General features: G+C 72.8%; 22 protein-coding genes. 12 read left to right on the forward strand and 10 right to left on the reverse strand.

The annotated features are described in order from the left end of the window. Positions 1 to 60: 60 nt before the first annotated feature. The 9 genes from ACVWWH_RS13255 to ACVWWH_RS13295 all read left to right on the forward strand — a co-directional run bounded on the left by ACVWWH_RS13255 (position 61) and on the right by ACVWWH_RS13295 (position 9,396). The gene (locus tag ACVWWH_RS13255) at positions 61 to 1,074 is read left to right on the forward strand and encodes an alpha-ketoacid dehydrogenase subunit beta (protein WP_229710949.1); all 1,014 of its coding nucleotides are present in this window, start codon (positions 61 to 63) and stop codon (positions 1,072 to 1,074) included. Beyond that, complete coding sequence (locus ACVWWH_RS13260; RefSeq protein WP_066498414.1) at positions 1,067 to 1,396, forward strand: biotin/lipoyl-containing protein; 330 nt, start codon at positions 1,067 to 1,069, stop codon at positions 1,394 to 1,396. The genes ACVWWH_RS13255 and ACVWWH_RS13260 overlap by 8 nt, the downstream gene beginning before the upstream one ends. Positions 1,397 to 1,470: 74 nt before the next feature. Next, a complete protein-coding gene (locus tag ACVWWH_RS13265; RefSeq protein ID WP_066502466.1) occupies positions 1,471 to 2,289 on the forward strand; it encodes an alpha/beta fold hydrolase in 819 nt (272 codons plus the stop codon). Between the two features lie 364 nt (positions 2,290 to 2,653). Next, entirely contained in the window at positions 2,654 to 4,246 is a 1,593-nt protein-coding gene (locus ACVWWH_RS13270; RefSeq protein ID WP_066498415.1) for a fumarylacetoacetate hydrolase family protein, read from the forward strand. Next, positions 4,243 to 4,962, forward strand: coding sequence for a GntR family transcriptional regulator (locus ACVWWH_RS13275; RefSeq protein WP_066498417.1), 720 nt, complete (start codon positions 4,243 to 4,245; stop codon positions 4,960 to 4,962). The genes ACVWWH_RS13270 and ACVWWH_RS13275 overlap by 4 nt, the downstream gene beginning before the upstream one ends. 55 nt (positions 4,963 to 5,017) lie before the next feature. Beyond that, positions 5,018 to 6,568, forward strand: a complete 1,551-nt coding sequence (hpaE, locus tag ACVWWH_RS13280) for a 5-carboxymethyl-2-hydroxymuconate semialdehyde dehydrogenase (RefSeq protein ID WP_066498420.1) — start codon at positions 5,018 to 5,020, stop codon at positions 6,566 to 6,568. Between the two features lie 51 nt (positions 6,569 to 6,619). Next, the gene (gene hpaD, locus ACVWWH_RS13285) at positions 6,620 to 7,786 is read left to right on the forward strand and encodes a 3,4-dihydroxyphenylacetate 2,3-dioxygenase (protein ID WP_457316881.1); all 1,167 of its coding nucleotides are present in this window, start codon (positions 6,620 to 6,622) and stop codon (positions 7,784 to 7,786) included. A 3-nt stretch (positions 7,787 to 7,789) separates the two neighbouring features. Further along, positions 7,790 to 8,575 (forward strand): 2-oxo-hept-4-ene-1,7-dioate hydratase, encoded by a 786-nt coding sequence (gene hpaH / locus ACVWWH_RS13290; RefSeq protein WP_447419149.1) that lies wholly within the window; start codon positions 7,790 to 7,792, stop codon positions 8,573 to 8,575. Next, complete coding sequence (locus tag ACVWWH_RS13295; RefSeq protein WP_084249492.1) at positions 8,560 to 9,396, forward strand: HpcH/HpaI aldolase family protein; 837 nt, start codon at positions 8,560 to 8,562, stop codon at positions 9,394 to 9,396. Before hpaH ends, ACVWWH_RS13295 begins: the two co-directional genes overlap by 16 nt. Positions 9,397 to 9,565: 169 nt before the next feature. Here the strand turns inward: ACVWWH_RS13295 and ACVWWH_RS13300 are convergent, their stop codons facing one another. The 3 genes from ACVWWH_RS13300 to ACVWWH_RS13310 all read right to left on the reverse strand — a co-directional run bounded on the left by ACVWWH_RS13300 (position 9,566) and on the right by ACVWWH_RS13310 (position 13,989). Further along, positions 9,566 to 10,177, reverse strand: coding sequence for a DnaJ family domain-containing protein (locus tag ACVWWH_RS13300; RefSeq protein WP_066498431.1), 612 nt, complete (start codon positions 10,175 to 10,177; stop codon positions 9,566 to 9,568). Between the two features lie 115 nt (positions 10,178 to 10,292). Continuing rightward, positions 10,293 to 11,819, reverse strand: a complete 1,527-nt coding sequence (locus tag ACVWWH_RS13305; protein ID WP_457316882.1) for an APC family permease — start codon at positions 11,817 to 11,819, stop codon at positions 10,293 to 10,295. 142 nt (positions 11,820 to 11,961) lie between these two features. Beyond that, positions 11,962 to 13,989 carry a primary-amine oxidase gene (locus ACVWWH_RS13310; RefSeq protein WP_457316883.1) on the reverse strand — a complete coding sequence of 676 codons (2,028 nt, stop codon included), beginning with the start codon at positions 13,987 to 13,989 and terminating at the stop codon, positions 11,962 to 11,964. Positions 13,990 to 14,120: 131 nt separating this feature from the next. Between ACVWWH_RS13310 and ACVWWH_RS13315 the strand changes: the two genes are divergently transcribed. Both ACVWWH_RS13315 and ACVWWH_RS13320 read left to right on the forward strand, forming a co-directional pair. Beyond that, positions 14,121 to 14,714, forward strand: a complete 594-nt coding sequence (locus tag ACVWWH_RS13315) for a TetR/AcrR family transcriptional regulator (RefSeq protein WP_457316884.1) — start codon at positions 14,121 to 14,123, stop codon at positions 14,712 to 14,714. 17 nt (positions 14,715 to 14,731) lie between these two features. Then, the gene (locus ACVWWH_RS13320; RefSeq protein WP_066502472.1) at positions 14,732 to 15,694 is read left to right on the forward strand and encodes an AraC-like ligand-binding domain-containing protein; all 963 of its coding nucleotides are present in this window, start codon (positions 14,732 to 14,734) and stop codon (positions 15,692 to 15,694) included. Between the two features lie 27 nt (positions 15,695 to 15,721). Here ACVWWH_RS13320 and ACVWWH_RS13325 read toward each other — a convergent pair whose 3' ends face one another. The 3 genes from ACVWWH_RS13325 to ACVWWH_RS13335 form a co-directional block, all read right to left on the reverse strand. Beyond that, positions 15,722 to 16,507: an alpha/beta fold hydrolase gene (locus ACVWWH_RS13325; RefSeq protein ID WP_457316885.1), complete on the reverse strand. Its 786-nt coding sequence runs from the start codon at positions 16,505 to 16,507 to the stop codon at positions 15,722 to 15,724. 53 nt (positions 16,508 to 16,560) lie between these two features. Next, positions 16,561 to 16,980, reverse strand: a complete 420-nt coding sequence (locus tag ACVWWH_RS13330) for a hypothetical protein (protein WP_457316886.1) — start codon at positions 16,978 to 16,980, stop codon at positions 16,561 to 16,563. 156 nt (positions 16,981 to 17,136) lie between these two features. Next, the gene (locus tag ACVWWH_RS13335; RefSeq protein ID WP_457316887.1) at positions 17,137 to 18,501 is read right to left on the reverse strand and encodes an MFS transporter; all 1,365 of its coding nucleotides are present in this window, start codon (positions 18,499 to 18,501) and stop codon (positions 17,137 to 17,139) included. A gap of 352 nt (positions 18,502 to 18,853) precedes the next feature. Between ACVWWH_RS13335 and ACVWWH_RS13340 the strand changes: the two genes are divergently transcribed. After that, positions 18,854 to 19,564 (forward strand): IclR family transcriptional regulator, encoded by a 711-nt coding sequence (locus tag ACVWWH_RS13340; protein WP_457316888.1) that lies wholly within the window; start codon positions 18,854 to 18,856, stop codon positions 19,562 to 19,564. A 70-nt stretch (positions 19,565 to 19,634) separates the two neighbouring features. On the opposite strand, the gene ACVWWH_RS13345 is transcribed toward ACVWWH_RS13340, so the two are convergent. Genes ACVWWH_RS13345 through ACVWWH_RS13360 form a run of 4 tightly spaced genes read right to left on the reverse strand, consistent with a single transcriptional unit; the run spans position 19,635 to position 26,484 of the window. After that, the gene (locus ACVWWH_RS13345) at positions 19,635 to 20,918 is read right to left on the reverse strand and encodes an MFS transporter (RefSeq protein ID WP_457316889.1); all 1,284 of its coding nucleotides are present in this window, start codon (positions 20,916 to 20,918) and stop codon (positions 19,635 to 19,637) included. A gap of 49 nt (positions 20,919 to 20,967) precedes the next feature. After that, positions 20,968 to 24,249: an AAA family ATPase gene (locus ACVWWH_RS13350; protein ID WP_457316890.1), complete on the reverse strand. Its 3,282-nt coding sequence runs from the start codon at positions 24,247 to 24,249 to the stop codon at positions 20,968 to 20,970. After that, a complete protein-coding gene (locus tag ACVWWH_RS13355; protein ID WP_457316891.1) occupies positions 24,246 to 25,409 on the reverse strand; it encodes an exonuclease SbcCD subunit D in 1,164 nt (387 codons plus the stop codon). Before ACVWWH_RS13355 ends, ACVWWH_RS13350 begins: the two co-directional genes overlap by 4 nt. A 55-nt stretch (positions 25,410 to 25,464) precedes the next feature. Beyond that, positions 25,465 to 26,484 (reverse strand): aquaporin, encoded by a 1,020-nt coding sequence (locus ACVWWH_RS13360; protein WP_457316892.1) that lies wholly within the window; start codon positions 26,482 to 26,484, stop codon positions 25,465 to 25,467. Between the last annotated feature and the right edge of the window lie 134 nt (positions 26,485 to 26,618).

The raw sequence follows: 26,618 nt of genomic DNA on the forward strand, positions 1-26,618 counted from the left end.
ACCGCCGCAGCCACCGCCTCCGCTTCCGCCTCCGCCTCGGTCTCCGGACGGGAGCCGCGCATGCTCTCGCTGCAGGGCGCCCTCAACCTCGCCCTCGACGAGCTGCTCGCCGAGGATCCGAAGGTCCTCATCCTCGGCGAGGACGTCGGGACGCTGGGCGGCGTCTTCCGCGTCACGAGCGGCCTCGCGGCCAGCCACGGTGCCGAGCGGGTCTTCGACACCCCGCTGGCCGAGTCGGGCATCCTGGGCATGTCGATCGGCCTGGCGATGGCGGGCTTCCGTCCCGTGCCCGAGGTCCAGTTCGACGGCTTCGCCTACCCGGCCATGAACCAGATCGTCACCCAGCTGGGCCGCATCCACTACCGCTCCCGCGGCGCCCTGCGCGTGCCGGTCACGCTGCGTGTGCCGAGCTTCGGCGGCATCCGCGCCCCCGAGCACCACGGCGAGAGCCTCGAGGCCGTGTTCGCGCACGTCCCGGGCCTCAAGGTGGTCTCCCCCGCGGACCCGCAGCAGGGGTACACGCTGCTCAAGGCGGCCGTGCGCATGGACGACCCGGTGATCTTCATGGAGCCCAAGTCCCGCTACTGGCAGAAGGGCGAGGTGGTCACCGAGGGCGCGGGCTCGCCGACGCACGACGGCGCGTCCTCGCCGTCGCCGCAGGACGTCACCGGGGCGCGGGTCGCCCGGGAGGGCCGGCACCTCACGCTCGTCGCGTGGGGCGCGATGGTGGCCCGGTGCCTGCAGGTCGCCGAGCTCGCCGCGGAGGACGGGATCGACGTCGAGGTCGTCGACCTCCGCTGGCTCAAGCCGATCGACACCGAGACCCTGGCGAGGTCCGTGGCCAAGACGCGGCGCGCCGTCGTCGTCCACGAGGCCCCGCTCACCGCAGGCCTCGGCGCGGAGGTGGCCCAGCGGATCACGGAGCGCTGCTTCGGAACCCTCAAGGCACCCGTTGAGCGCGTCACAGGCTTCGACGTACCGTATCCGTCGGGAGACCTGGAGGACGAGTACATCCCGAATATCGACCGCATCCTGTTCGGCATCCAGCGAGTATTGGAGTACAAGCGTGGCTGAGATCTCCTTCCCCCTTCCCGACCTCGGCGAGGGCCTCATCGAGGCCACCGTCCTCGAGTGGCTCGTCTCCGAGGGCGAGCAGGTCGAGCGCAACCAGCCGATGGTCGAGGTCGAGACCACGAAGTCGGCCCTCGAGCTGCCGAGCCCGCAGGCCGGCGTCGTCAAGAAGGTCCACGGCGCCCCCGGCGAGGTCATCAAGGTCGGCGAGCCGCTCATCGTCTTCGAGGTCGCGGACGATACCGCGGGCATCGTCGGCACGGTGCCGTCTGAGGGCGCGCCGAAGCGCCGCGTGCGGCTCAGCGCGAACCTCGACGAGGATTGAGCACAGGAGCGGCGCCGGCAGCCTCGAGGGGGACAGCCGCCGCGGTCGCGGACAAGGAGAGGATGGCGCACATGATGGCAGGCCAGCACGCCGGACAGGCGGCGCACCACACGGTCGAGGGCACGGACCCCGGCCTGCACGTGGTCGTCGCCGAGCCCGAGGACCCCGCGGCGCTGCCGCCCGTCCTGCTCATCCACGGCTTCGCTTCCTCGGTGGCCCTCAACTGGGAGCAGAGCGGATGGGTGGGGGCGCTGACCGGCGCGGGGCGGCGCGTCATCGCCGTCGACCTCCCCGGCCACGGCGCGAGCGAGGCGCCCGAGGACGTCGATTCCTACACCCCGGGGCGCATCCGGGCCGACCTGCTGCAGATCGTCACCGACTCCGGCGCCCGGCCCCTCGCCGCCGGCCATCCCGAGAGCGGCCTCGACGTGGTCGGGTACTCGCTCGGGTCCCGGCTCGCGTGGGAGTTCGGGGCGACCCAGCCCGCGCTCGTGCGGCGGATGGTGCTCGGCGGCCCGAACAGCCGCGACCCGCTCGCGGAGTTCGACCTCGCCGGCGCCCAGCGGTTCCTCGCCGACGGCACGCCGATCGAGGACGCCTCGACCGCGCGGCTGGTCACGATGGCCCTCGCCTCGCCGGGGTCGGACATGTACGCCCTGCTCTCCCTCGTGGAGGGGATCAAGGAGGAGCCCTTCGACGCCGCCGAGGCCGTGCCCCAGCAGCCCCTCCTGCTGGTCTCGGGCGAGAAAGACGAGCGCGTCGGCGCGCTCGAGGTCCTCGCAGAGCTCGCGCCGTCCGCCAGGACTGTGGTGGTCCCCGGGCGGAACCACGTCAACGTCGTGACGGCGCGCGCGTTCAAGCAGGCGGCCCTCGAGTTCCTCGCCGAGGCCTAGCACACCCGCCCCTGCCCTCGCCTCGCCCTGCCCCGTCTGGAAGTCACCTCCTGGGAGTCACCTTCTGAGGGTCAGCTCCTGAGAGTCACCTTCTGAGAGGCACCTTCTGGAAGGCACCTTCTGAGAGGCACCTTCTGAACGTCAGCTCCTGAGGGCCAACCCACGGGAGGTGACCTTCAGGACGTGACCTTCAGAAGCTGACCTTCAGAAGCTGACCTTCAGATGAGCGGGGGCGGGGCGGGGCGGCGACGCCAGCGCCGGGGGTTGACGGCCCGCGTGTTCCGCGGCACACTGGATCGTATACGATGATCGTATACGATCCAGCTCCGGCTAAGTGGGCTGCCGACTCAAGGGAGAGGGACACGTGGAGCGAGCAGAACAGCGCGAACAGCTTCGCCAGGACACCATCACGGGCGCCGGCAAGGTGATCGCCGTCCACCTCAACTACCCCAGCCGCGCCGCCCAGCGCGGCCGCACCCCCTCTGTGCCCTCGTACTTCCTCAAGCCCGCGACCTCGCTGGCCCTCGACGGCGCCGAGCTGGCCCGGCCGCGCGGCGTCGAGCTCCTCACGGTCGAGGGCGAGGTGGCCCTCGTGATCGGGGCCCGCACCCGCAACGTCTCCCCCGCGGACGCCTGGGCGCACGTCGAATCCGTCACGGCCGCGAACGACGCCGGCCTCGCGGACCTGCGCTGGCCGGACAAGGGCTCGAACCTCCGCTCGAAGGGCGCCGACGGGATCGCCCCGATCGGCCCGGCCCTCCTGCCGGCCCAGGAACTCGACCCGGCCGGCCTGCGCGTGCGGATGTGGATCAACGGCAACCTCGTCCAGGACGACGCGACCGCGACCCTCCTGTTCCCGTTCGCACAGCTCATCGCCGACCTCTCGCGCCTCATGACCCTCGAGCCCGGCGACATCATCCTCACCGGCACCCCGGCCGGCGCCACGGTGGCCCGGCCCGGCGACGTGGTCGAGGTTGAGGTCGACGGCGTGGCGTCCGACGGCGCCACCCTCACCACCGGGCGGCTCACCAACACGGTGGTCGACTCGGGCCTCGTCCTCGAGCCGTACGGCGCCCTCCCGAAGCTCACCGACGCCGACCGCATCGACGCCTGGGGCTCGGCCGAGGCCGCCGGGCTCGCAGCGGCGCACGGCGAGGGGCACGACGGCGGGCCGACGGCGGGCGCCGGCCACGCGGCGTCGTCCGCTCCCTCGCCCGAGGCGGACACCCGGCCGGCGAGCGTCCTCACGCCCGAGCTCACCGAGAAGCTGCGCTCGGTCGGGACCGCGACGCTGAGCGTGCAGCTGCGCAAGCGCGGAATGCAGAACTGCCACATCGAGGGCCTCACCCCGACGCACCCCGGCGCCAAGGTCGTGGGGACGGCCCGCACCCTGCGCTACATCCCGGCCCGCGAGGACCTCTTCAAGGAGTTCGGCGGCGGGTACAACGCGCAGAAGCGCGCCGTGGACTCGCTGCGGCCCGGGGACATCCTCGTGATGGACGCGCGCGGCGAGAAGGGCACGGGCACGCTCGGGGACGTCCTCGCGCTGCGCGCCCAGGTCCTCGGCGCCGAGGCCGTCATCACCGACGGCGGCATCCGCGACTTCGGTCCCGTCTCCGCGATGGAGATCCCCGCGTGGGGCGCGAACGCGCACCCGGCCGTCCTCGGGCGCCGGCACGTGCCGTGGAGCGTCGACGACACGGTCGCGTGCGGCGGCGCCGCCGTGGTCCCGGGCGACGTGATCGTGGGCGACGAGGACGGCCTCGTGGTCATCCCGCCCGCGCTCGTGGCCGAGGTCGCCGAGGACGCCGTGGTCCAGGAGCGTATGGAGGCCTGGGTGGCGGACCGCGTCGCCGAGGGCCACCCGGTCGACGGGCTGTTCCCGATGAACGCCGAGTGGAAGGCCAAGTACGAGGCCTACCTCGCCGAGCAGCAGGGCAGCGGAGACAAGCCGTGAGCGCATCCGTCGACGGCGCCCCGGCCCCGGCCGGCGAGCGCGGCGCGAGCAAGTCGCAGCTCGCGTACGAGTGGCTGCACGAGCAGATTGTCAGCGGTGGCCTCGCCCCGGGCGCCCGGCTCGTCCTGTCCCAGGTCGCCGAGAAGCTCGACGTCTCGGTGGTCCCCGTCCGGGAGGCGGTGCGCCGGCTCGAGGCCGAGGGGCTCGTGACGTTCGAGCGGAACGTCGGCGCCACGGTGGCGGGGATCGACCCGACCGAGTACCTGTACACGATGCAGACGCTCAGCCTCGTCGAGGGGGCCGCCACCGCCCTGTCGGCGCCGGCGGTGACCGCGGAGGACCTCGCGGCGGCGCGGGCGGTCAACGAGCGCATGCGCGAGTTCCTCGCCCCGGACCCGCTGCACTTCGACTCGGTGGCGTTCACGGCGCTCAACCGCGAGTTCCACTCCGTCCTGTTCGAGCGCTGCCCGAACCCGCACATCCTGGACCTCGTCCACCGCGGCTGGAACAGGCTCAAGGCCCTGCGCGGCTCGACCTTCAGCTACGTGCCGGAGCGGGCGAGCCAGTCCATCGAGGAGCACGAGGCGCTCCTCGCCCTCATCGAGCGCAAGGCGCCCACCGGCGAGATCGAGCTCGCCGCACGCCGGCACCGCTCGGCCACCCTGGACGCCTATCTCGCCCACACGGGCGAGAACCCCGGCTTCCCGACCCTCTAGTCCCCTCGTCCCGGACGCAGCGCGTCCACACGTTCACCGATCGAAGGATCCATTGATGACCAGCCATTCCGTTCCGGAGAACCTGCCCGAGCGCATCCAGCACTACATCGACGGCGAGTTCGTCGACTCGGTCGACGGCGACACGTTCGACGTGCTCGAGCCCGTCACCAACGAGGTCTACGTCAAGGCCGCCGCCGGCAAGAAGGCGGACATCGAGCGCGCCGTGGCTGCGGCGAAGCGCGCGTTCGAGGAGGGCCCCTGGCCCAAGATGCTCCCCCGCGAGCGCTCGCGGGTCCTGCACCGCATCGCCGACATCGTCGAGTCCCGTGACGCCCGCCTGGCCGAGCTCGAGTCCTTCGACTCGGGCCTGCCCATCACCCAGGCCCTCGGCCAGGCACGCCGCGCGGCGGAGAACTTCCGCTTCTTCGCGGACCTGATCGTCGCCCAGGCCGATGACACGTTCAAGGTCCCCGGCCGCCAGATCAACTACGTCAACCGCAAGCCGATCGGCGTCGCGGGCCTCATCACCCCCTGGAACACGCCGTTCATGCTCGAGTCCTGGAAGCTCGGCCCGGCCCTGGCCACGGGCAACACGGTGGTGCTCAAGCCTGCCGAGTTCACCCCGCTCTCGGCCTCCCTGTGGGCCGGGATCTTCGAGGAGGCGGGCCTACCGAAGGGCGTGTTCAACCTCGTCAACGGCCTCGGCGAGGACGCGGGCGACGCGCTCGTGAAGCACCCGGACGTGCCGCTCATCTCCTTCACGGGCGAGAGCCGCACGGGACAGATCATCTTCGCCAACGCCGCCCCGTACCTCAAGGGCCTCTCCATGGAGCTCGGCGGCAAGAGCCCGGCGGTCGTCTTCGCCGACGCCGACCTCGACGCGGCGGTGGACGCCACGATCTTCGGCGTCTTCTCCCTCAACGGCGAGCGCTGCACCGCCGGCTCGCGGATCCTCGTCCAGCGCGGCATCTACGACGAGTTCGTGGAGCGCTACGCCGCCCAGGCCAAGCGCGTCAAGGTCGGCTACCCGCACGACCCTTCCACCGAGGTCGGCTCCCTCGTGCACCCGGAGCACTTCGCGAAGGTCATGGGCTACGTGGAGCTCGGCAAGGAGGAGGGCCGCCTCGTCGCCGGCGGCGGCCAGCCCGAGGGCTTCGAGTTCGGCAACTTCGTGGCCCCCACGGTGTTCGCCGACGTCAAGCCGGACGCCCGGATCTTCCAGGAGGAGATCTTCGGCCCGGTCGTCGCCATCACGCCGTTCGACACCGACGAGGAAGCCCTCGAGCTCGCCAACAACACCAAGTACGGCCTGGCCGCCTACGTGTGGACCAACGACCTCAAGCGGGCGCACAACTTCGCGCAGTCCGTCGAGGCCGGCATGGTGTGGCTCAACTCCAACAATGTGCGCGACCTGCGCACGCCCTTCGGCGGCGTGAAGGCCTCCGGCCTCGGGCACGAGGGCGGCTACCGCTCGATCGACTTCTACACCGACCAGCAGGCGGTCCACATCACCCTCGGCAAGGTGCACAACCCGACTTTCGGCAAGCAGGAGGCGCCCGCGGAGGAGCACGCCGCCACCGATCTCGACGACCCGGATCCCCGCTGAGCCGGCGGCCCCGCAACCACACCCCATCTCACTGAAAGCAAGGACGCTGCCATGACCCACCGCGACGACATGACCCTGACCTCCTCGGGCTTCTACGTCTCCCAGGAGGCCCCGATCTCCTGCGCCAACCCGGTCCCGACCCCGTCGGTGCCCGCCCCGGACATCCTGCGCTGCGCGTACATGGAGCTCGTGGTCACCGACCTGGAGCGCTCGCGCAACTTCTACGTCGACGTCCTCGGGCTCACGGTCACCGAGGAGGACGAGAACGCCGTCTACCTCCGCTCGCTCGAGGAGTTCATCCACCACAACCTCGTGCTGCGCAAGGGCCCCGTCGCGGCCGTGGCAGCCTTCTCCTACCGCGTCCGCACCCCGGAGGACCTCGACAAGGCGGTCGCCTTCTACACCGAGCTCGGCTGCCGGGTGGAGCGCCGCGCGGAGGGCTTCACCAAGGGCATCGGCGACTCGGTGCGCGTGGAGGACCCGCTCGGGTTCCCGTACGAGTTCTTCCACGACGTCGAGCATGTCGAGCGCCTCGCGTGGCGCTACGACCTGCACACGCCGGGCTCGCTCGTCCGCCTCGACCACTTCAACCAGGTCACCCCGGACGTCCCGCGCGCCACCAAGTTCATGCAGGACCTCGGCTTCCGCGTCACGGAGGACATCCAGGACGAGGAGGGCACGGTGTACGCCGCGTGGATGCGCCGCAAGCCCACCGTCCACGACACCGCGATGACCGGCGGCAACGGCCCCCGCATGCACCACGTCGCGTTCGCGACGCACGAGAAGCACAACATCCTGGCCATCTGCGACAAGCTTGGGGCCCTGCGCATGTCGGACCACATCGAGCGCGGCCCGGGGCGCCACGGCGTCTCGAACGCGTTCTACCTCTACATCCTCGATCCGGACGGCCACCGCGTGGAGATCTACACGCAGGACTACTACACCGGCGACCCGGACAACCCCGTGATCACGTGGGACGTCCACGACAACCAGCGCCGCGACTGGTGGGGAAACCCGGTCGTGCCGAGCTGGTACACCGACGCCTCGCTCGTGCTCGACCTCGACGGCAACCCGCAGCCGGTCATCGAGCGCACCGACTCCTCCGAGATGGAGGTGACCATCGGCGCCGACGGGTTCTCCTACACCCGCGCCAACGACGAGTCCGGCTCGTACCACGGCCAGGCCTCGAAGGGCTTCAAGATCGGCAACCAGCTCTAAGCCATGCTGAACGAAGAGACCATTGCGGCAATCGCCGACGAGCTCGTGGAGGCGGGGCGCACGCGCACGCCGGTGCCCCTCCTCCACACCCGCTACGAGGGCATGGACGTCGAGGACTCGTACGCCGTGCAGAAGCTGTGGGCCAGCCGCCTCGAGGCGGAGGGACGGAGGGTGGCCGGCCGCAAGATCGGCCTGACGTCCAAGGCCATGCAGGCGGCCACGGGCATCACAGAGCCGGACTACGGCGTCATCTTCGACGACCAGGTCCTCGAGAACGGCGCGGTGGTGGAGTGGAAGCGCTACACCCACCCGCGCATCGAGGTCGAGCTGGCCTTCCGCCTGGGCCGGGATCTCAAGGGCCCGGGGGTGACCTTGTTCGACGTCCTCGACGCGACGGACTACGTGGTCCCCGCCCTCGAGATCCTCGACTCGCGGATCGAGATGGAGGGCCGCACCATCGTCGACACCATCTCGGACAACGCGGCGCTGGGCGCCATGGTGGTCGGCGGCCGCCCGGTGCGGCCCCACGACGTGGACCTGCGCTGGGTGTCCTCCCTGCTCTACCGCAACCAGGAGATCGTGGAGACGGGCGTCGCGGCCGGCGTCCTGAACCACCCGGCCAACGGCGTCGCGTGGCTCGCGGACAAGCTCGCCCAGCACGGGCAGGACCTGCGCGCGGGAGACCTCGTCCTGGCGGGCTCGTTCACCCGCCCCATGTGGGTGTACGAGGGCGACACGGTCTACGCGGACTACGGGCCCCTGGGGACGGTGACATGCCGTTTCGTCTAGAGCCCGAGAGGACGTTCCGGCATGCCCTGGCCCAGGCCGAGACGGCCGGCAGCGGCGCCCAGATCGGCCTGTGGGTCTGCTCCGGCAGCCCCCTGGTCGCCGAGATCATGGCCGGCTCCGGCGCCCAGTGGCTGCTGATCGACACCGAGCACAGCCCCAACTCGCTCGAGTCCGTCCTCGCCCAGCTGCACGCGGTCCACGGCTACGACGTGCTGCCCATGGTGCGCCTGCCGTGGAACGACGTGGTGCTCATCAAGCAGTACCTCGACCTCGGCGCCCAGAACCTGCTGATCCCGATGGTCAACGACGCCGACCAGGCCAGGGCCGCCGTGGCCGCCGTGCGCTATCCGCCGCACGGCGTCCGGGGCGTCGGCTCGGCCCTCGCCCGCGCGGCCCGGTGGAACCGCATCCCGGACTATCTGGCCCGCGCGGACGAGACCATCTCGCTCACGGTGCAGATCGAGACGGGCGAGGCCGTGGCGAACGTCGAGGAGATCCTGGCGGTGGACGGCGTCGACGGGATCTTCATCGGCCCCTCCGACCTGGCCGCGTCGATGGGACTGCTCGGCCAGCAGGAGCACCCCGACGTGCGCGCCGCGGTCGAGCACTGCCTCGACGCCGCCCGGCAGGCAGGCAAGCCGGCCGGCGTCAACGCATTCGTGGAGGCGACGGCGCGGCACTACATCGACCGCGGTGCGCGGTTCGTGCTCGTGGGCGCCGATGTGGCGATCCTGGCCCGCTCGAGCGAGGAACTCGCCGCGCGCTTCGCGCCCCGGGCCGGGGAGCAGACGGACGACGGCGGGCGGCCGGCGAGCTACTGAGGCTCGCCGCGCGCGCTTGCTGGGCGCCAGAGAACGGAAGCGGAGCCGGAACCTGAGGGTTCCGGCTCCGTTCCGCGCGTCGTGCGGGCATTTCGACACAACTCGCCCGGGATTCGGGGCGCTTTCACCCCGAACCTGACCCGAGTTGTGGCGATATGCCCGGCTGCGCTCAGCTTCCGGTGCCGCGGCCGAACCAGCGGCGCCAGAACGGCGGCGGCCGATCGTCGGCGTCCTCCGCCTCCTCCGCGGCACGGGCGGCCGCCGCGGCGGCACGGCGCTCGTGCCAGAGTGCGACCTCGCGCTCCACGTCGCGGGTCTTCGTGATGACGGGCGGACCGCCCAGGAGCTGGCGGCGGGCCTCGATGATGCGGCGGTTGAACGCCGCGAGGCTGTCCCTGACCTGCTGTTCGGTGTAGAGGGCGTCGAGGGTGGACTCGAGCCGGGCGTCCTCGACGCGCAGGACGAGCGCCTCGGGGCCCAGGCCTGTCAGCTGCTCGCGCTGGATGAGGCCCTTGAGCCACCAGTCGGGGTCGTTGACGTTGTCCAGGTTGGGGATCGGTTTCCCGGCGTACTGGAGGTGGTCGAACTCGCCCCGCGCCATCGCGTCGCGGATGAGGTAGTCGGCCCGGCGCGCCGCGTCGACCTCCCGGCGTCTGCGGTTGAGCTCGTCCTCCCGCTCGATCTCCTCGGCTTCCTCGGGCGAATGGGCGAGCCTGCCCGCCCGGAGCTCGGCCGCGCGCTCCATCCTGCGCCGCAGCTCCTCGTCGCCTCGGCCTCTCATGCCGCCTCCCGCATCGCCCCGTCGCGGCACTGCAGCCACAGCACAGTGCCGCCACGTCCACGGTAGGACGTGACGGCACTGCAGTCACGGCAGCTCCCCGGCCCGGGGAGGCGGATCAGTCCTCCTCGTCGCCGAGGTGGTGCGCCCGCCCTTCCTCGCCGTGCCCGATCCGCGCGTACAGCGCCGCGTCAGTGCGGCGGAGCCGGAGGGCCCAGAGGATGCCGAGCAGGCCCGGGACGACCACGATGGCGGGGAGCACCCAGCTCAGGGCGCTCGGCTCGGTGAGGCCGAGCAGGACGTCGAAGTTCGCCACGATGAGGCAGAACACGACCGCGAGGGCCACGGCGCCGAGGGCGGGGGCGATGACGGCGGTCCAGGCACTCGCCCGGAGGGCCGGGCGGCGCCGGAAGAAGCCGATCACGGCCACGGAGACGATGGCCATGAGCAGCACGAGGCCCATCGCTCCGGCGTTGGTGAGCCAGGTGAACATGGTCAGGACCGGGTACAGGGGGCCCAGCTCGGAGCCGTTGCCGGCGATCGCGAAGCCGGCCGTCACGAGCACCGCGATGCCGGTCTGCACGAGCGAGCCCGCCTTGGGGGCGCCGTGGTGGCTCGTCGCCTCGAGCCAGCCGGGCAGGACCCGCTCGCGGCCGAGGGAGAAGAAGTACCGCGCCACGGCGTTGTGGAAGCTCACGAGCGCGGCGAAGAGGCTCGTGATGAACAGGACCTGCGCGACATCCGCGGCGATCTGGCCCACGTGGGCGCCGAGGAAGGAGAAGACCAGATCCGGGCCCTGCTTGCCCGCAGCGTCGAAGAGCTGGGACGGCCCCGTGCCCACGGCCATGGCCCAGGACGAGACGGCGTAGAAGACCGCGATGATGCCGACGGCGGTGTAGGTAGCGCGCGGGATGGTGCGGTGGGGCTCCTTGGCCTCTTCGCCATAGATCGCGGCGGACTCGAACCCCATGAAGGCCGCGACGCCGAACGAGAGCACGGCGCCGATGCCGGGCACGAAGAGGCTCGACGGCACGAGCGGGGCGGCGGTGACGCCCTCGGGGGCCACGGCGAAGGAGGCGACGTCGTACACGATCACCACCAGGAACTCGAGCGCCACGAGGGCGCCGAGCACCTTCGCCGAGAGGTCCACCCGGTTGACGCCGTGCGCCGCGACGACCGCGATGCAGACCAGGATCGGGGCCCACCACGGCACGTCCACGCCGAAGCGCTCCGAGATGAAGGAGGAGACGGTGAAGCCGAAGATCCCGTAGATGCCCACCTGCATGAGGTTGTAGGACATCAGCGCGGTGAGGGAGGCGCCCACCCCGGCGGGGCGCGAGATGCCCTGCGAGACGTAGGCGTAGAAGGCGCCGGCGTTGGTCACGTGGCGGCTCATGGCCGCGTAGCCGACCGCGAAGACCGTGAGGATGGCGCCGAGGATGAGGAAGGACAGCGGGACGCCCAGCAGGCCGGTCACGGCGAACGTCGTCGTCACGCCGCCGGCCAGGACCGTCAGCGGCGCGGAGGCCGCGATGATCATGAGGGTCACGGAGGCGACGCCGAGGCGGCGCGGGCGCGGTGAGGCTGCGGCCTGCGCCACGGTGGCCTCCTTGGTCCGACGCGGGGAGCTCGTCGGGATGCTCATGGGTCCTCCAAAGTCGATGAGGTGGGGCGGCCGGTGCGGCCGCCCCACCATCGTGCGATGGGCGCCCTCTGCGTGACTTGTCCCACAGTGAACGCCTCTTGTCTGCCTGAGCGCTACCTGCCGGTACCGCCCGTGGCGGGGGCTACCGGTGGCAGTGGCCGCCGCCGGCCGCGGGGGCCGGGACGTCGAGGACGGGGCTGCGGTCGAAGAAGCCCTCGGGGCGGATCTTGAAGCCCACGTGGTCCACCGGCATGATGGGCCAGTCCTCCGGGCGCGGGAAGTGGGTCAGGCCGAACGTGTGCCACACGACGAGGTCGGTCCCGTCGAGGTCGCGGTCCTGGGCCTGGTAGGCCGGCAGGCCGGCTCCCCCGGGGTGCTGGTTCACGAAGTCGCCGGTGGGGTACCGCTCCGCCTCGTCGTAGCGGGTCACCCAGAGGGCCTTGGTCGCGAACGCGGCGCGGCCGGCGACCGACGACGCCGGGTCGGCCAGGAGCGTCGGCTGGCCCTGGGGGTGGATCTTGTAGGCCACGGGCTCGCCGAGGCGGTTGAGCGAGCCGGGGTTGGAGACGACCCACGAGCGCCCGGCCGCCATGTCGTTCTCCCGCGCCGCCTGGGACTCGCGGGCCAGGAGCGTGCGCCTGCGGGTGAACGCGTTGCCGCGCTCGTTCCCCGGCCCCAGCGGCACGCGGACGGCGTCCTCCTCCTCGACGCGGTTCGGCCCGCTGTCGAGCGCGAAGTCGAGCCGCGCGCTGAAGAGGTGCTGGTGGAACGGGGCGCCCAGGCCCGGCGCCATCTCGGACGAGTACGGGTAGTCCGCGGAGGGCTGGGCGGAGGTGAACACGACGCCGGTGGCCTTGGCCTCGAACTCGATCGTGCCGTCGAGGTAGAGGTACCAGTAGAAGCCGTAGTCGTAGTTGCCGATCGTGGTGAAGAAGCTGATGACGAGGCGGCGGTTGCGGCGCACGTAGCTGACCCCGCTCCACAGGTCGGAGTGCTTGGAGAGGATCGAGGCGTCCTCCTCGTGCATGCAGATGCCGTTCGCGATGGTGCGCGGGGTGCCGAACGCGTCGGCCACCACGGGGCTGAGGTAGGTGATCTCGCCCAGGCAGTCGCAGCCGAGCTCGAGCGAGTTCGCGAACTGGCCCACGAGGTACTCGCCGGTGTCGAAGTAGTTCTGCCACGACCGCACCGGGGACGGGTCGCCGTAGGGAACGACCATCTCGGCGATCGAGGCGCGGTCGAGGATGCGGCGGCGGCGGGTCGGCTTCCGGTCGCCCGGGTTGCCCGCCGCGGCGTCGTCGAAGGCGATGTTGTGCAGCACGAGGCCCTCGCGCACGTCGAAGCCGACGTCGAGGCTCCACCGCTCCCATTCGACGTGGTTGCCGCCGGTGACCGTGAAGCTCGGGCCGTCGGGCTGGGTGATCTCGATCGGCTTCTGGGTGCCGCGGGCCGGCCCGGTCAGCTCCGGATCGGTGAAGTTGCCGTGCTCCGCGGGCACCGGGACCGCGCCGAAGTCGAGGACCTGGTCCACGGTGCGGTTCACGACGTCGACGTAGGCCACGAGCCCGTCCACGGGGTGCGCCCACGGGCTGTCGGATGCGTGCTCCTGGACGAAGGCCAGGCCGCGCAGGATCCTGCGGCCCTTTTCCTCGGGGTACTCGAAGACGCCCGCGGAGAGCGGGGCGACGCGGACCGTCGTCGGGTCGAGGCCGCGTGCTGCGAGGGCCTCGAGCCAGCGGGCATCGCCGCCCAGGATCTCCTCGACCGCCTCGAACTCCTCCTCGAGCACGGGCAGCTCGCCGGCCGCCGACGTGTCGAGCTCGGTGTCGTCGTCGACCTCGCCCCGCGTCACCGAGAGCGTGACGTCGTGCGGTCGGGCCCCCGCGACGTCGTGCAGGAAAGCGCGGAACCGGCGGTCGACGGCGGCACCCGGCTCCCCGGCGCCGCTCCCCCGCGGCGGGTCGACGAGGCCGAGGTAGGCGATCCGGGTCGTCTCGTGCCACAGGCCTGCCCGCTCGAGGATGCCGCGGGCCGCCTCGATCTCGCTCGCGGTGGCCAGCGCGTACTGGCCGGCAGCGCCCTCCGCCGGGGACCCCGGCCCGTGGCACGCGTGCTCGCCGGCCGCGTGCTCGGGGACTGGATTCTTGTGGGCCGTCGTGTCGATGCTCATCGGGACCTCCGGGGGTTGGCGGGGAGATTTTTTTCTATGGACGTAGAGAATAACCGCCTGTAAGCTGAATCACAACGGTTGTAGAAAAAAGACGGCGGCCAGGGCCGCGAGGCACAGACTGCGAGGTGGAGATGCCCAAGATCGTCGACCACGACCAGCGTCGGCTCGAACTCGTCGATGCGACGTGGCGGGTCATCGCGGAGCGGGGCCTCGACGCCGCGACGATGCGAGAGATCGCCTCGGCCGCGGGGTTCGCCAACGGGGCGCTCAAGCCCTACTTCACGTCGAAGGACGGGCTGCTCGACTTCGCGTTCGAGCACGTCTTCGCCCGCACCAACCGCCGGATGGAGGCCGCGACCGCGGGCCTGTCGGGGCGTGCCGCCCTGCGGGCCTACTGCCACGAGATCCTCCCGCTGGACGACGACCGGCTCGCCGAGGCGCGGGTCGCGATCGCGTTCTGGAGCAAGGCGGTCAGGGACCCGGAGAAGGCGGCCCTCCACGAGCGCTCCATGGACCAGTGGCGCTCGGCCCTCGCCGACCTGCTCCGCGGGACAGGCTTCTCCGGCGGCGCGGCGGAGCTCGACTCCGCCGTCGGCGCCGTCATGGACCTCGTGCTCGGCGCCCAGATCACGGCCACCCTCTCCCCCGCCCGGCACGGCGCCGGCCAGCTCGTCGCCCAGCTCGACCTCCTGCTCGACGCGTTCCTGCGCGAGGAGCAGTCGTGAGCGCGGCGCCCTCCTCCGTGGACGCTGCCCGGCAGGCAGGCGGGCTCGAGGTCACGGTGGCCCGAGACTTCGACACCTGGCGCCGTGCCGTCTCGGCGTCGTTCGTGCCGCTGGCCGTCGAGGCGGACCGGCGCTCCGCCTTCACGGGCAGCATGCGGGGGCGCCATCTCGCCGCCCAGCAGACGAGCATGATCGAGATCGCCGCGAGCAGCCACGCCGTCATGCGCACCCCCGAGCTCATCGCCGCGGCGGACCGGAAGTACTTCAAGCTGGGCATCCAGCTCGCGGGCACCGGCCTGCTCCTGCAGGACGGCCGGGAGGCGGTGCTCACCCCCGGCACCCTGGCGATCTACTCGACGGACCGCCCGTACACGCTCGCGTTCGACGGCGACTTCCGCTCGCTCGTGCTGATGTTCCCGCACGCCGCGCTGGACCTGCCGGCGGACGCGATGGCGCAGGTGACCGCGTCCGCCATCAGCGGCTCCGAGGGGCTCGGCGCCCTCGTGGCGCCGTTCCTCGTCCGGCTGTCGGAGAATCTGGACGCGGTGGCCGGGCCCAACGGCGCGCGCCTCGTGGGAAACGCGCTGGACCTCGTCACGACGCTGTTCAACGGCGAGCTCGACGCCCGCTCGGCGGCCTCACGCGACCCCCACCAGATGCTCCTCGCGAGGATCCACGACTACATCGAGGCGAACCTGCCCGACCCGGACCTCTCCCCCGGGTCGATCGCGGCCGCGCACTTCATCTCCACGCGCCACCTCCACGACCTCTTCCGCGAGCTCGGCACCACCGTGTCGGCGTCGATCCGCGAGCGCCGCCTCGCCAGGTGCCGCCGCGACCTGCGGGACCCGGTCCTCGCCGACCGGCCCGTGACCGCGATCGCCTCCCGCTGGGGATTCACGGACTCGGCCCACTTCTCCCGCATCTTCCGGGCCGCCTACGGCCTGCCGCCCACTGCCTACCGCGCGGGCGAGGGCTAGCCGGCAGTCCAGGGCCCGCGCTCCAGGCTACGAGGCCGCGTGCAGGAACGGGACGAGTTCGTCCAGGATCGGGTCCGCCGGGGCCAGCGTGGAGGCATGCGTCCGCCCGGGCAGCTCGACGAACCGCGCGTCCGGCATGATCGCGGCCGCGCGCCGTGAGTCCTCGAGCCGCTGCGGGTCGCGGGTGCCCGCCATGAGGAGGGTGGGCAGCGCCAGTTGAGCGACGACGGCCTCCGGCAGCCCCGGGTCCTCTTCCGTTCCGGTGAAGCAGGCGGCGAGCGCCCCGGCGTCGTTCGCGAGGAAGGCCTGGCGCGTGGCGGCGTCCACGGGCTTCCCTGCCGCCTCGAGTCCCTCGACGAACGCCTCCATGCGGCCGGAGCGCAGGGCTTCGAGGTAGCCGGGGAAGAAGACCTTGGCCACTTCGCCGCGCTGCGGCCGGTAGGTGCCGCCGAGCGCGGTCAGCGACGCGGCGCGCCCGGAGGCCGTGGCGGCGAGGGAGAACGCGACCCGCGCCCCGAGCGAGTAGCCCACGAGGTGGGCGCGCCCGATCCCCTCCGCGTCGAGGACGGCGAGGACGTCGGCAGTGTGGAGCCCCATGCGGTACGCCGGGGACGTATCCGGCTTGCCGCTGCGCCCGTGGCCGCGGAGGTCGATCCGCACCACGCTGAATCCCTCGAGCGCCTTCACGTAGCCGAGCCCGCGCCAGATCGCCTTCGACAGGGCGGAGCCGTGGAGGAGGACGACGGCGGGACCGTCGCCGGAGGCGTCGTAGGAGATCTCGGTGCCGTCGGCGGGGTTCGCGGTCGTGCTCACCGGCACACCCTATCGCCGCGCGGCCCCGGTGCGGCCGCGATGTGGCGCACCCCTCAGCGGGGTACGACGGCGAGGCGCCCCGCCCGCTGACGCCGCACCCAGGCGGCGGCGAGGAGGGCGGTGCCGAGTTCGACCGCGATGATGGCGAGCATGGCCCCCGCATGGGCGTCGGCCGCTCCCGCGGCCGGCTGGTGGCCGTGCGCGTGGCCGCCGCCGTGGCCGCCGGAGAGCACGAGCACTCCGTGGACGAGCACCATGGCCAGGGACATCGCGACCACGGCGTGGGCGGCACGCAGGCTCGGCCGGCGCCAGAGGTGCCAGGCGCAGGGCAGGCAGGCCGCGGCCATGGCGGACCCGAGGACCGCCATCCATCCGCCGCCGGGGACCATGGCGAGGTGGGCAGCGCCGCCCACGGCGGCCGCCGCCGCGGCCCATCGGCCGGAGGTCCGGCCGGGCATCGTGCTCATGTCCATGTCCCCAGCATCGCCGGGCTGCGGCGCTGCCGCTTCGGCCACAGTGCACCGTCCTTGACCACGCGCGCACAGCGCGACGGCGGGCCCTCCCGCGTGGGAGGGCCCGCCGTCGTGCGCCGGTGTCGGCAGGCGGCCTGGGTCAGCAGGTGACCAGTGTCAGCGGGCGGCCCCGGGGTGCTCGCGGACGTACTCCTCGTGCGCCTCGGCGACGTGGAGGTCGACCCCCTTGGTCTCCTTCACGAGCGAGACGCCCACGAGGGAGATCACGGCGGCGATGGCGATGTAGGCGCCGATGGTCCAGGACATCCTGAACTGGTTCATGAGCATCTCGGCGATCATCGGGGCGAACGCTCCGCCCAGGATGGCACCGAGGGCGTAGCCGATCGACACGCCCGAGTACCGCACCTTCGCGGGGAACATCTCGGCGTAGAGCGCCGACTGGGGACCGTAGGAGAGGCCGAGGCCGAACGTCATGACGAAGAGGGCCACGAAGTACCAGACGATGTTCCTGGTGTCGATGAGGAACCACATCGGCACCGCCCACAGGGCGAGGAAGGCGTAGCCGATCTGGAAGGTGCGGATGCGCCCGAGCCGGTCGGAGACCACGCCGCCCCAGAGGGTGAAGACGAGCCAGCCGAACGAGGCGAGGGTCGTGGCCAGCAGCACGGTGGGCTGGTCCATCTTGAGGTTCTTCACCGCGTAGGTGGCGAAGTAGGCGATCAGCAGGTAGCCGGCGGCGTTGTTCGCGATGAAGATGACCGCGGTGAGGACGACTTCCTTCCAGTTGTGGCGGAAGAGCTGCCCGAGGGGCGCCGAGGACTCCTTGCGGCGCTCCTGGAGCGCCAGGAAGACCGGGCTCTCCTCGACGGCGCGGCGGATCAGGTAGCCGACGGCGATGAGGACGATCGAGAACAGGAACGGCAGGCGCCAGCCCCACTGGACGAACGCGGGCCCCATCACGGTGGTGAGGATCCAGAGCGTGAACGTCGCGAGGATCATCCCGATCGGCACGCCGATCTGCGGGTAGGCGCCGAAGTAGCCGCGGCGGCCCTTGGGCGCGTGCTCGACCGACATCAGGGCCGCGCCGCCCCACTCGCCGCCGGCGGAGAAGCCCTGCAGCACGCGCAGGAGGATGAGCAGGAGCGGTGCGAGCGCGCCGACCTGGGCGTACGTGGGCAGCACGCCGATGAGCGACGTGGACAGGCCCATCATGACGAGGGTGAACACGAGCATCTTCTTGCGGCCGAGCCGGTCACCGAGGTGGCCCGCCACGATCGCGCCGAGGGGGCGGAAGAGGAACGAGATGCCGATCGTCGCGAAGGCGATCACCTGGGACAGGCCCGGGTCCTCCTTCGCGACGGGGGCGAGGAAGAGCGGACCGAGCACGACGCCGGCCGCCTGGGCGTAGATGAAGAAGTCGTACCACTCGATGGTGGTGCCGACGAGGGTGCCAGCCAGGACCCGACGCTCCTCGCGCGACATCGCGGAGGTGGGCTGGGAGGCGTTGACTGTCTGGGTCATTGGGACTCCGTGGTTCTAGGGTGCGAGTGCCCCGCGGGGGGGCGAACCATTGACGTGGGCCGCACGGGCGGCCCGACCGCTCGAATTACTTACCGATTGGTCGGTCAACAAAATGCAGGATACATGGATGTGAGGTGGCCCACACGCAGTGGGCGGCAGCCGCGTGCCGCGATGCGACGAGCGGCACCTGCGGCGCGCCGAACGGCACATCGCGTTGCTCCAGCCGCCGCCGTGCCCGATACTGGGACGGATACGTTCGATAATGGAACAGATGGTGCTGATATCGGACAGCACCGATATCGGACAGCACCGTGCGCGGGACGCCGCGACAGAGCCAGCTGCAGAGGATCCCATGCCACGCACCGCCGAGACCGGCCCCCACTCCCAGACGCTCTCCCGGGGCATCCGCGCCCTCGAGGTCCTCGCGGAGGCGCGCACTCCCCTGACCATCGCCGAGCTCTCGTCGGCGTTGGACGTGCACCGCTCGATCGCCTACCGGATCGTGCGCACGCTCGAGGACCACGCGCTGGTGACCCGCGACGACTCGGGCCGGCTCCAGCCCGGAGCGGGCCTCGCGGTGCTGGCCCGCTCGGTCTCGCGTGACCTCCAGGCGGCCGCGCTGCCCGAGCTCGGCCGGCTCGCGGCGGAGCTGCACATGACCGCCTTCGTGGCGGTCTGGGACCGTTCCGACTGCATCACCCTCGCTACGGTCGAGCCCCAGCACAACGGCGCGACCCTCGCCCAGCACCCGGGGACCCGACACCCGCTGGACCGCGGCGGCCCCGGCATCGCCATCCAGTCCGCCCTCGGGCGCGACGAGTGGCAGCAGCGGGTGCCCGAGGTGCCCTACCGCGCGGAGTCGGACGAGTCCCGGGAACGGGGCTACGCCCTCAGCCACGACGAGGTGATCCCCGGTCTCTCCTCCGTGGCCGTCCCCCTCATCCTGCCGCACCACCGGCCCGCGGCCCTCGCCGTGGTCTACCTCGGCACGGCCGTCGACCCGGCGCCCATCGGGGCGGCACTCATCGCGGCGGCCGACCGGATCGCCCGCGCCGTCGGCTGAGCCCGCTGCCGGCTGCCAGCGCGGGCGGCCGTCCCGGCCGAGGCTGCGATGGCTGGGCGTTCCCGGTCGTTCAGGCGGCGAGGCGGGCGTGCCCGCGCGGCAGGAGCAGGGACGTGGCGCCGAGGAGCGCCAGGGCGGCGGCGCACACGAGCGGCGCGGCCAACGCGGCGGGCGACCCACCGCCCTCTGCCAGGACCCCGGCGGTGCCTGCACCCAGCGCCACGCCCGCCACGAGTCCGCTCGCGAGCGCGGTCATGGCCGTGCCCATGCGTCCAGCGGGCGCCAGTCGGCCGGCGAGGCCGTAGACCGTGACCATGATCGGGCCGACCGGCACGCCGACCAGCAGCATCATGGCCGCCATCGCACCGAGGCTGTGGGGCACGAGCATGAGGAAGGCGAGCGCGGTCAGGGCGCCCGCGCAGGCCGTCCAGCGTGCCGCGAGGGTGAACTTCGCCGGCCAGGCGGCAACGCTGAGCGCTGCGACGGCGGAGGTCAGGCCCAGCGCCGCGTAGAGGAGTCCGGCGGTCTCCGCGGCTCCGAGCTCTCCCGCGAAGGCGGTCAGGGCGGCCTGGGTGCTGCCGAAGAAGGCGCCCATCGCGAGCATGCCCGCGGCCGGGAGCACGACCGGCGTCCAGCTTCCGGCGGCCGCCGGCGCGGCGTCCGGCCCGTCGGTGGCGGGGCGGCCAGTCCTGGCCGCGGTGTGCACTGCTGCCGCGGTGGGGTGCACGGCGAAGGCGGTCACGAACACGGCGGTGAGGACGGCGGCCAGCGCGAGCGGCAGCCAGGGCGCGATGGCCGCCCCGAGGGCGCCGACCAGGGCGGGGCCGAGGACGAACGTCAGCTCGTCCGCCGTGCTCTCGTAGGAGAACGCCGCGTCGCGCTCGAGCTCGCGCAGTGGGCGCCGCTCGGTGAGGGCCATCCACCGCGCCCGGGCCAGGGGGCCGACCTGCGGGAGGGTCAGTCCGGCCGTGAGCGAGACCGCGATGAGCGGCAGCGGCGCCGACTCGTGGAGGCCGCCGGGCGCGTAGCTCACGGCGATGACCCCGGCAGTCGTGGCGGTGTTGAGGAGGCCGGCGACGAGGACGGTGCGGCGCTGTCCGTACTGGTCGGCCAGCCAGCCGAGCGCGGGCGCGCCCACGGCGGAGCCGATGCCGACGGCGCCGGCAGCAAGGCCGCCGAGCGCGTACGACCCGGAGGCCACCGAAACGAGGGCCAGCGTGCCGATGGTCAGCATGGCCAGTGGAAGCCTGGCGACGAGGGCGATGGGGATGAAGTCCGGCCCGGCCAGGGACGGCAGCGCGGAGTAGCGGGCAAGAAGTGAGACGCGGACGGCCACGGGGTACCTCGAGGACATGCACGGCGTCCCTGCCACCCGCCGTGCAGGACCCGGTAGCGTTCACATCCTACTGTGCTGCCGCTTCGGCCTCGGCTGTCGGCTGGGCCAGCTGGGGCGCGATCCCCACCGAGGCGATGCGGGATCCGTCGCGGCCCTTGTCCACCCGGATCTGGGCCGGGATGCGCTGTTTGAGCTCGGAGACGTGGCTCACGAGGCCAACGACCCGGCCGCCGGCCCGCAGGCCCTCGATGGCGTCCATCACCTGTTCGAGGGCCTGTTCGTCGAGGCTGCCGAACCCCTCGTCGACGAAGAGGGTCTCGATGTCGATGCCCCCGCTCTCGTGCTGCACCACGTCGGCCAGGCCGAGCGCGAGGGCGAGGGACGCCATGAACGTCTCCCCGCCGGAGAGGGTGGAAGGATCGCGCCGCTGGCCGGTCCAGCCGTCGACGACGTCGAGTCCGAGGCCCGAGGCAGCTCCGCGGGCCGCGAGGGCGTCGGTGTGCTCGAGGCTGAAGCGGCCGTCGCTCATCGCGAGCAGCCGCTCGGAGGCCGCGAGGGCCACCTGCTCGAGGCGGGCGGCGAGGACATAGCTGTGCAGCGACATCCGCCGCTCGTTCTCCCCCTGGCCCCGAGCGGTCCGGGCCAGCGCCGCGAGCGAGTCGGACCGGGCCCGCGTCCGCTCGAGCAGCGGCCGAGCGGCCTCGAACGCCGCGCCCAGCGCGGTCAGGCGGCCGCAGGCGGCGGCCGCCCGCTGGGCGGCGAACTCGGCGGTCCGCGCCCGGTCCTCGGCTGCGGCCTCGCCGGCCCGCAGCCCGTCGAGGACCTTCTGGGTCGGTGCTGCGCCGCGGTGCTCGGCTTCGAGGGCCCGCTGGACGGCCGCCGAGGCGAAGAGGCCGCTCAGCTGCTGTCCTTCGGCCTCGTGCGCGGCAGCCTCGGCCTCGAGCCGTGCCGCCTCGGCCGGACCCAGGAGCGCCGCCTGCGCGGCGGGCGCGTCGGCGAAAGGCGAGGCCGAGAGGGCCGCGGCGAGGACGTCCGCGGCCGCCGAGCGCGCCTCCTCGGCCGCGCTGCTCGCGGCGAGCGAGTCAGCGAGGGCGGCGAGCGTGCGGGCCCGTGCCGCCACATCCGCCTGCCGGGCGGCGACGCTGGGGAAGCCGCCGCGCCAGAGGACGATCTCGGCGTGCCGGCGGTCCCGTTCCTCGCCCCGGCTGCGGAGGGTCTCCTCGGCGCGGATCCTCAGGCCTGCGGCGTCCTCGCGTGCCGCGAGGGAGGCCTCACGTCGACGGGACAGGGCGCGTGTCCGCTCGAGCACGGACGTGAGCAGGGCCTCGGCCTGACGGGCATGGCCGAGCGCTGCGAGCTTCTCCTCGCGCACCCGCACGGCCTTGTCGGGGTCGGTCGCTCCGCCGCGTGCCTCCACGGCGGCCAGCCGGGCGCGCGCCGACGCCACGGCCTCGTGCGCGTCGCGCTCGCGCGCTGCCGCCGCCTCAGAGGACCGGGCGGCGGCGCGCTCCGCGTCGACGAGCAGGAGCGGGTCCTCGGTGCCCCGGGCGGGGGCGGGGTGCTCGGCGGAGCCGCACACGGGACACGGGGCTCCCTCGTCGAGGTGTGCGGCGAGCTCGGCGGCGGCCTGGCCCAGCCGGAGCTCGCGCAGGCCCAGCCACGATTCCTTGGCGTTGAGCGCCTCGGTACGCCGTTCCCCGTGCTCGGACGTGGCGTCGGTGAGCGCCCGCAGCGCCCGCGCGTGGTCCTCGACGGCCTTGACGATGTCCTCGGCCGCGTCCGCCTCGAGCGTGGCGGAGCCGAGGGCTGCGGCCTCCACGGCGAGCCGGGAGCGCTCTGCCTCGAGCTCGTCGAGTTCCCGGCCGAGCCGCTCGGCGTCCGCCTCCGCGCGGGCCGCGGCGCTGCGGTGCGCCTCGAGGGCCGCGGCGGCGTCCGCGAGCTGGCGCTCGAGGTCCGCGAGGTTGCGCTCGGCCGCGATGCGCTCGGCGAGGACGGCAGCTTCCGCTTCCTCGGCAGAGGCCGCGCCCCGCACGTCCTCGGCCTCGGGCAGTCCGCTGCCCGGCGCCGTGCGCGGCGGGGTCCACCCCGTCGCGGCGGCGGACTCCGCTGCGGCCGAGGCATCGGCGCGTGCGCGTGCCGATGCCTGTGCCGTGCGCTCTGCCTCGGCGAGCGGCCCGCTGAGGACGGTCGCCGCGCGGTGGGAGGCGAGGGCGCCCAGCCGTCTGGACCGGTCGTCGGCCGCCGATTCCCAGGCAGCCTGGCGGGCCCTGGCGGCCGAGAGTTCCTGGGCGTCCTCGAAGCCCCGGGCGGCCTCGGCCACCGTGCGACGCGCTTGAGTGAGGGCGGCCCGGGCGGCCTCGCACTCGGCTGCGGCGCGGTCCCTGAGCGCGCCGAGCGCCGCGCCCGCCCACCCGAACAGGGCCGCCGCCCGCTCGGGGTCCAGAGGCTCGTCGGGGTCCACGACCGGCCGATGATCGCCGATCGGCTGCTGGTCGCGGACCGGCCCGTGCGCGCCGTCCGGGTGCTGCCGGCCGTCCGCGGCGGTGTCGGTGCCGGTGCCGCGGCCCTCGGCCCGGCCCTCGGCTGGGCCCTCGGCCGGGCCGTCGGCAGGGTCCCCGGGTCCGGAGCCGCGCTCGGCCACCAGACGGGCGAGGCCTTCCGGCAGCTCCTCGATGAGGGCGGCGAGGTCCGACTCGAGGCTGGCGACCGGTTGGGCGGCGGCGCGTTCAGCGGCTTCTGCCTCTGCCCTGGCCGCCTGCGCGAGGGAGGCGAGCTGGGCCTCGACGTCGGCGAAGCGGCGGGTGCCGAAGAGCTTCTCGAGGAGCTCGGTGCGCTCCGAGGCCTTGGCTCTGAGGAAGGAGGCGAACTCGCCCTGCGGCAGGAGCACGACCCTGGTGAACTGCTCGCGGGCCATCCCGAGCACGTCGCCCAGGAGCGCACCCGCCTCGTCGTTGCGCGTGGTGAGGGGGCGCCAGGCGCCGTCCACGAGCTCGCGGACGTGGGTGGCGGCCTTCTGCTGGACCCAGCCGGACGCCGACCGCGCGCTCGGACGCGTCCACTCCGGGGTCCGGCGGACCTCGAAGCGGCGGCCCTGGGCGGTGAACTCGAGCACGACCGCCGGTTCCGCGTCGGCGGCGGCGTGGTGGCTCTTGAGCGAACGCGTGCCCTGCCGGGCCCCGGGGAGGCTGCCGTAGAGCGCGAAGCAGACCGCGTCGAGGATGCTGGTCTTCCCCGCGCCGGTGGGCCCGTTGAGGAGGAAGAGCCCGTGCTCGGCCAGGGAGTCGAAGTCAATGGCCTCGTGGCCGGCGAACGGTCCGAACGCACTGATCTGAAGCTGGTGCAGCCTCACGAGGCCACCTCCGCGAGCCGCACCGACTCGAGGGCGTGCTCCAGGGCCTCCCGTTCGGTCGCGTCCGCGCCGCGGCCGCGGACGTGCTCGAGGAATCCGCAGCACAGGTCCACATCGCTGCGGGCGGCTGCGAGCCGCTCGCTGTAGGTCGCGGCGGCCGTCCCGTCCCGGCCCTCGGGCTCGAAGGCGAGCGCGACCGTGAGGGGGAAGCGGGCGCGCAGCCGTTCCATCGCGGCCCTCGGGCGCTCCGCGTCGGTCAGGGTGACGTGGCAGTAGGCCGACTCGGCTGCGGTGTGGGCCGCATCGGACAGGAGGTCCTCGAGCGGCCCTCGGAGGACCGCGAGCCGGTGCCGGCTCGCCCAGTCGACGGGCTCGACCGACGCGATCCCGTCCGGGCCGACGTCGAGCATCCAGGCTCCCTTCGCCTGCCGCCACTCGGAGAACGAGTAGGCGAGCGGCGACCCCGAGTAGCGGATCGAGGGGGTCAGCTCCTGCCGCCCGTGCAGGTGGCCCAGGGCGGCGTAGTCGAAGCCCTCGAAGACCGACAGCGGCACGACGTCGAGGCCTCCCACCGACAGCGCGCGCTCGCTCTCGCTCGACACCCCGCCGCCGGCGAAGGCGTGGGCCATGACGATCGAGTGCACGGTGCCGGCGGCCTGCCGGGCCACGAGGTCCGCCCTGGCCTTGCCGAGCGCCGCCGCGGTGACGGAGGCGTGGCCGGGCGCCGAGGCCCCGAGGGCTTCGGCGACGAGGCGTGGCTCGAGGTACGGGAGCCCGTAGACGGCGAGCTGGGCGCCGTCGCCGAGCGGAAGCAGGACCGGATCGCCGATCTTCTCCACGCGGGTGCGCAGGTGTACGCCTCCCCGCTCGAGGAGCCTGGAGCCGAAGCCGAGCCTGACCGCCGAGTCGTGGTTCCCGCTCGTGATGATGACCTGTGCACCCGCGGCGGTGAGCCGCACGAGGGTCTCGTCGAGGAGCTCGACGACGTCGACGGCGGGCAGTGCCCGGTCATAGACGTCCCCCGCGACGAGCACCGCGGCGACGTGCTCCGCTTCCACGTGGGCCACGAGGGTATCGAGCCACTCGCGCTGCGCGTCGAGCATCCCGACGCCGTGGAAGGACCGGCCCAGGTGCCAGTCCGAGGTGTGGAGGATCTTCATGGTCAGAACGCTAGACGATGGCACCGACAGTTCTCGCGATGCCGCCGCCGTCACCTCAGCGGTCCTTGTCGAAGAACTCTCGTGCGTCGTCGTCGTCGGAGCGCTCCGGCGCCGGCGCCGCCTCGGCGCTCGCGGCCTCCTCGCGCGGGGCCTCCTCGCCAGCGGCCGCTTCGGACGCGCCCGTGGACTCGCGGGCTGCGGCGCCCTCGGCACCCTCTGCCCCCGCCTCCACTGCCGTCAGGACGGCCTCGGAGACGCGGGCTCCGTCGTCGCGGGTGGCCTCCGCCGTCAGGTCGCCGACGCCGCCCGCCGTCGCGCCGTGCAGCTCGTCGGACGAGCCGAAGCCGCGGAAGATGAGGCCCGTGATGACCGCTCCGAGGACCGGCGCCACCCAGAAGAGCCACAGCTGGCCGAGCGCGCTGCCCTCGGCGAACACGGCGGTCGCGGTCGAGCGGGCCGGGTTGAGCGAGGCGTTGGTGATCGGGGCGATCGCCTGGACCAGGACCGACAGGCCGAGGCCGATCGCCCACGGCGCCATGCCCTTGACCGCGCGCCCGCTGGTGACGAAGAGGATGATCGCCACGAAGGCGGCGGTGGCGACCACCTCGGCCAGGAGGCCGGCGGACATCGGGAACTTGCTCGGCGACAGGCTGTCGAACCCGTTCGAGAGCTGGGTGAAGATCGTCTGGGAGCTGTTCCCGCTGCCCAGGCTCGGCAGCGTCCGGATGGTCACCCAGAGGAGGAGGGTGCCGACCAGGCCGCCCACGAGCTGGGAGGCGATGTAGCCGGGGACGAGCCGCCAGTTGGTGCGCCCGGCCACGGCGAGCCCGAGCGTCACGGCCGGGTTGAAGTGGCCGCCGGAGATGTGCCCCACCGCCGCGATCCCCACGGCGATGCTGAGGCCGACCGCGAAGGGCGTCGGAATCGGTGCCGAGGAGGGCGTGCTGAACAGCGCGACACCGAGCCCCGCGTACGCGAGCAGGAACGTGCCGAATGCCTCGGCGACGAGCTTCGCGACGACGCTGAACTCGGCCGGCGCCTTCACGCGCGTGGACGCAGCCACGTCTGTGGTCATGAGGTCCTCTTTCATGGAGTGTCGAAGTGCTCACGAGGGTGCCTGAGCGGGGCCGCCAGCGCGGGGCAGGCCTCCAGCAGACTATCGCTTCCCACGGGGTGCCCCGAAAACCGGCCGAAGCCCGGCCGCAGGGC

The organism is Sinomonas sp. RB5, assembly GCF_054063535.1.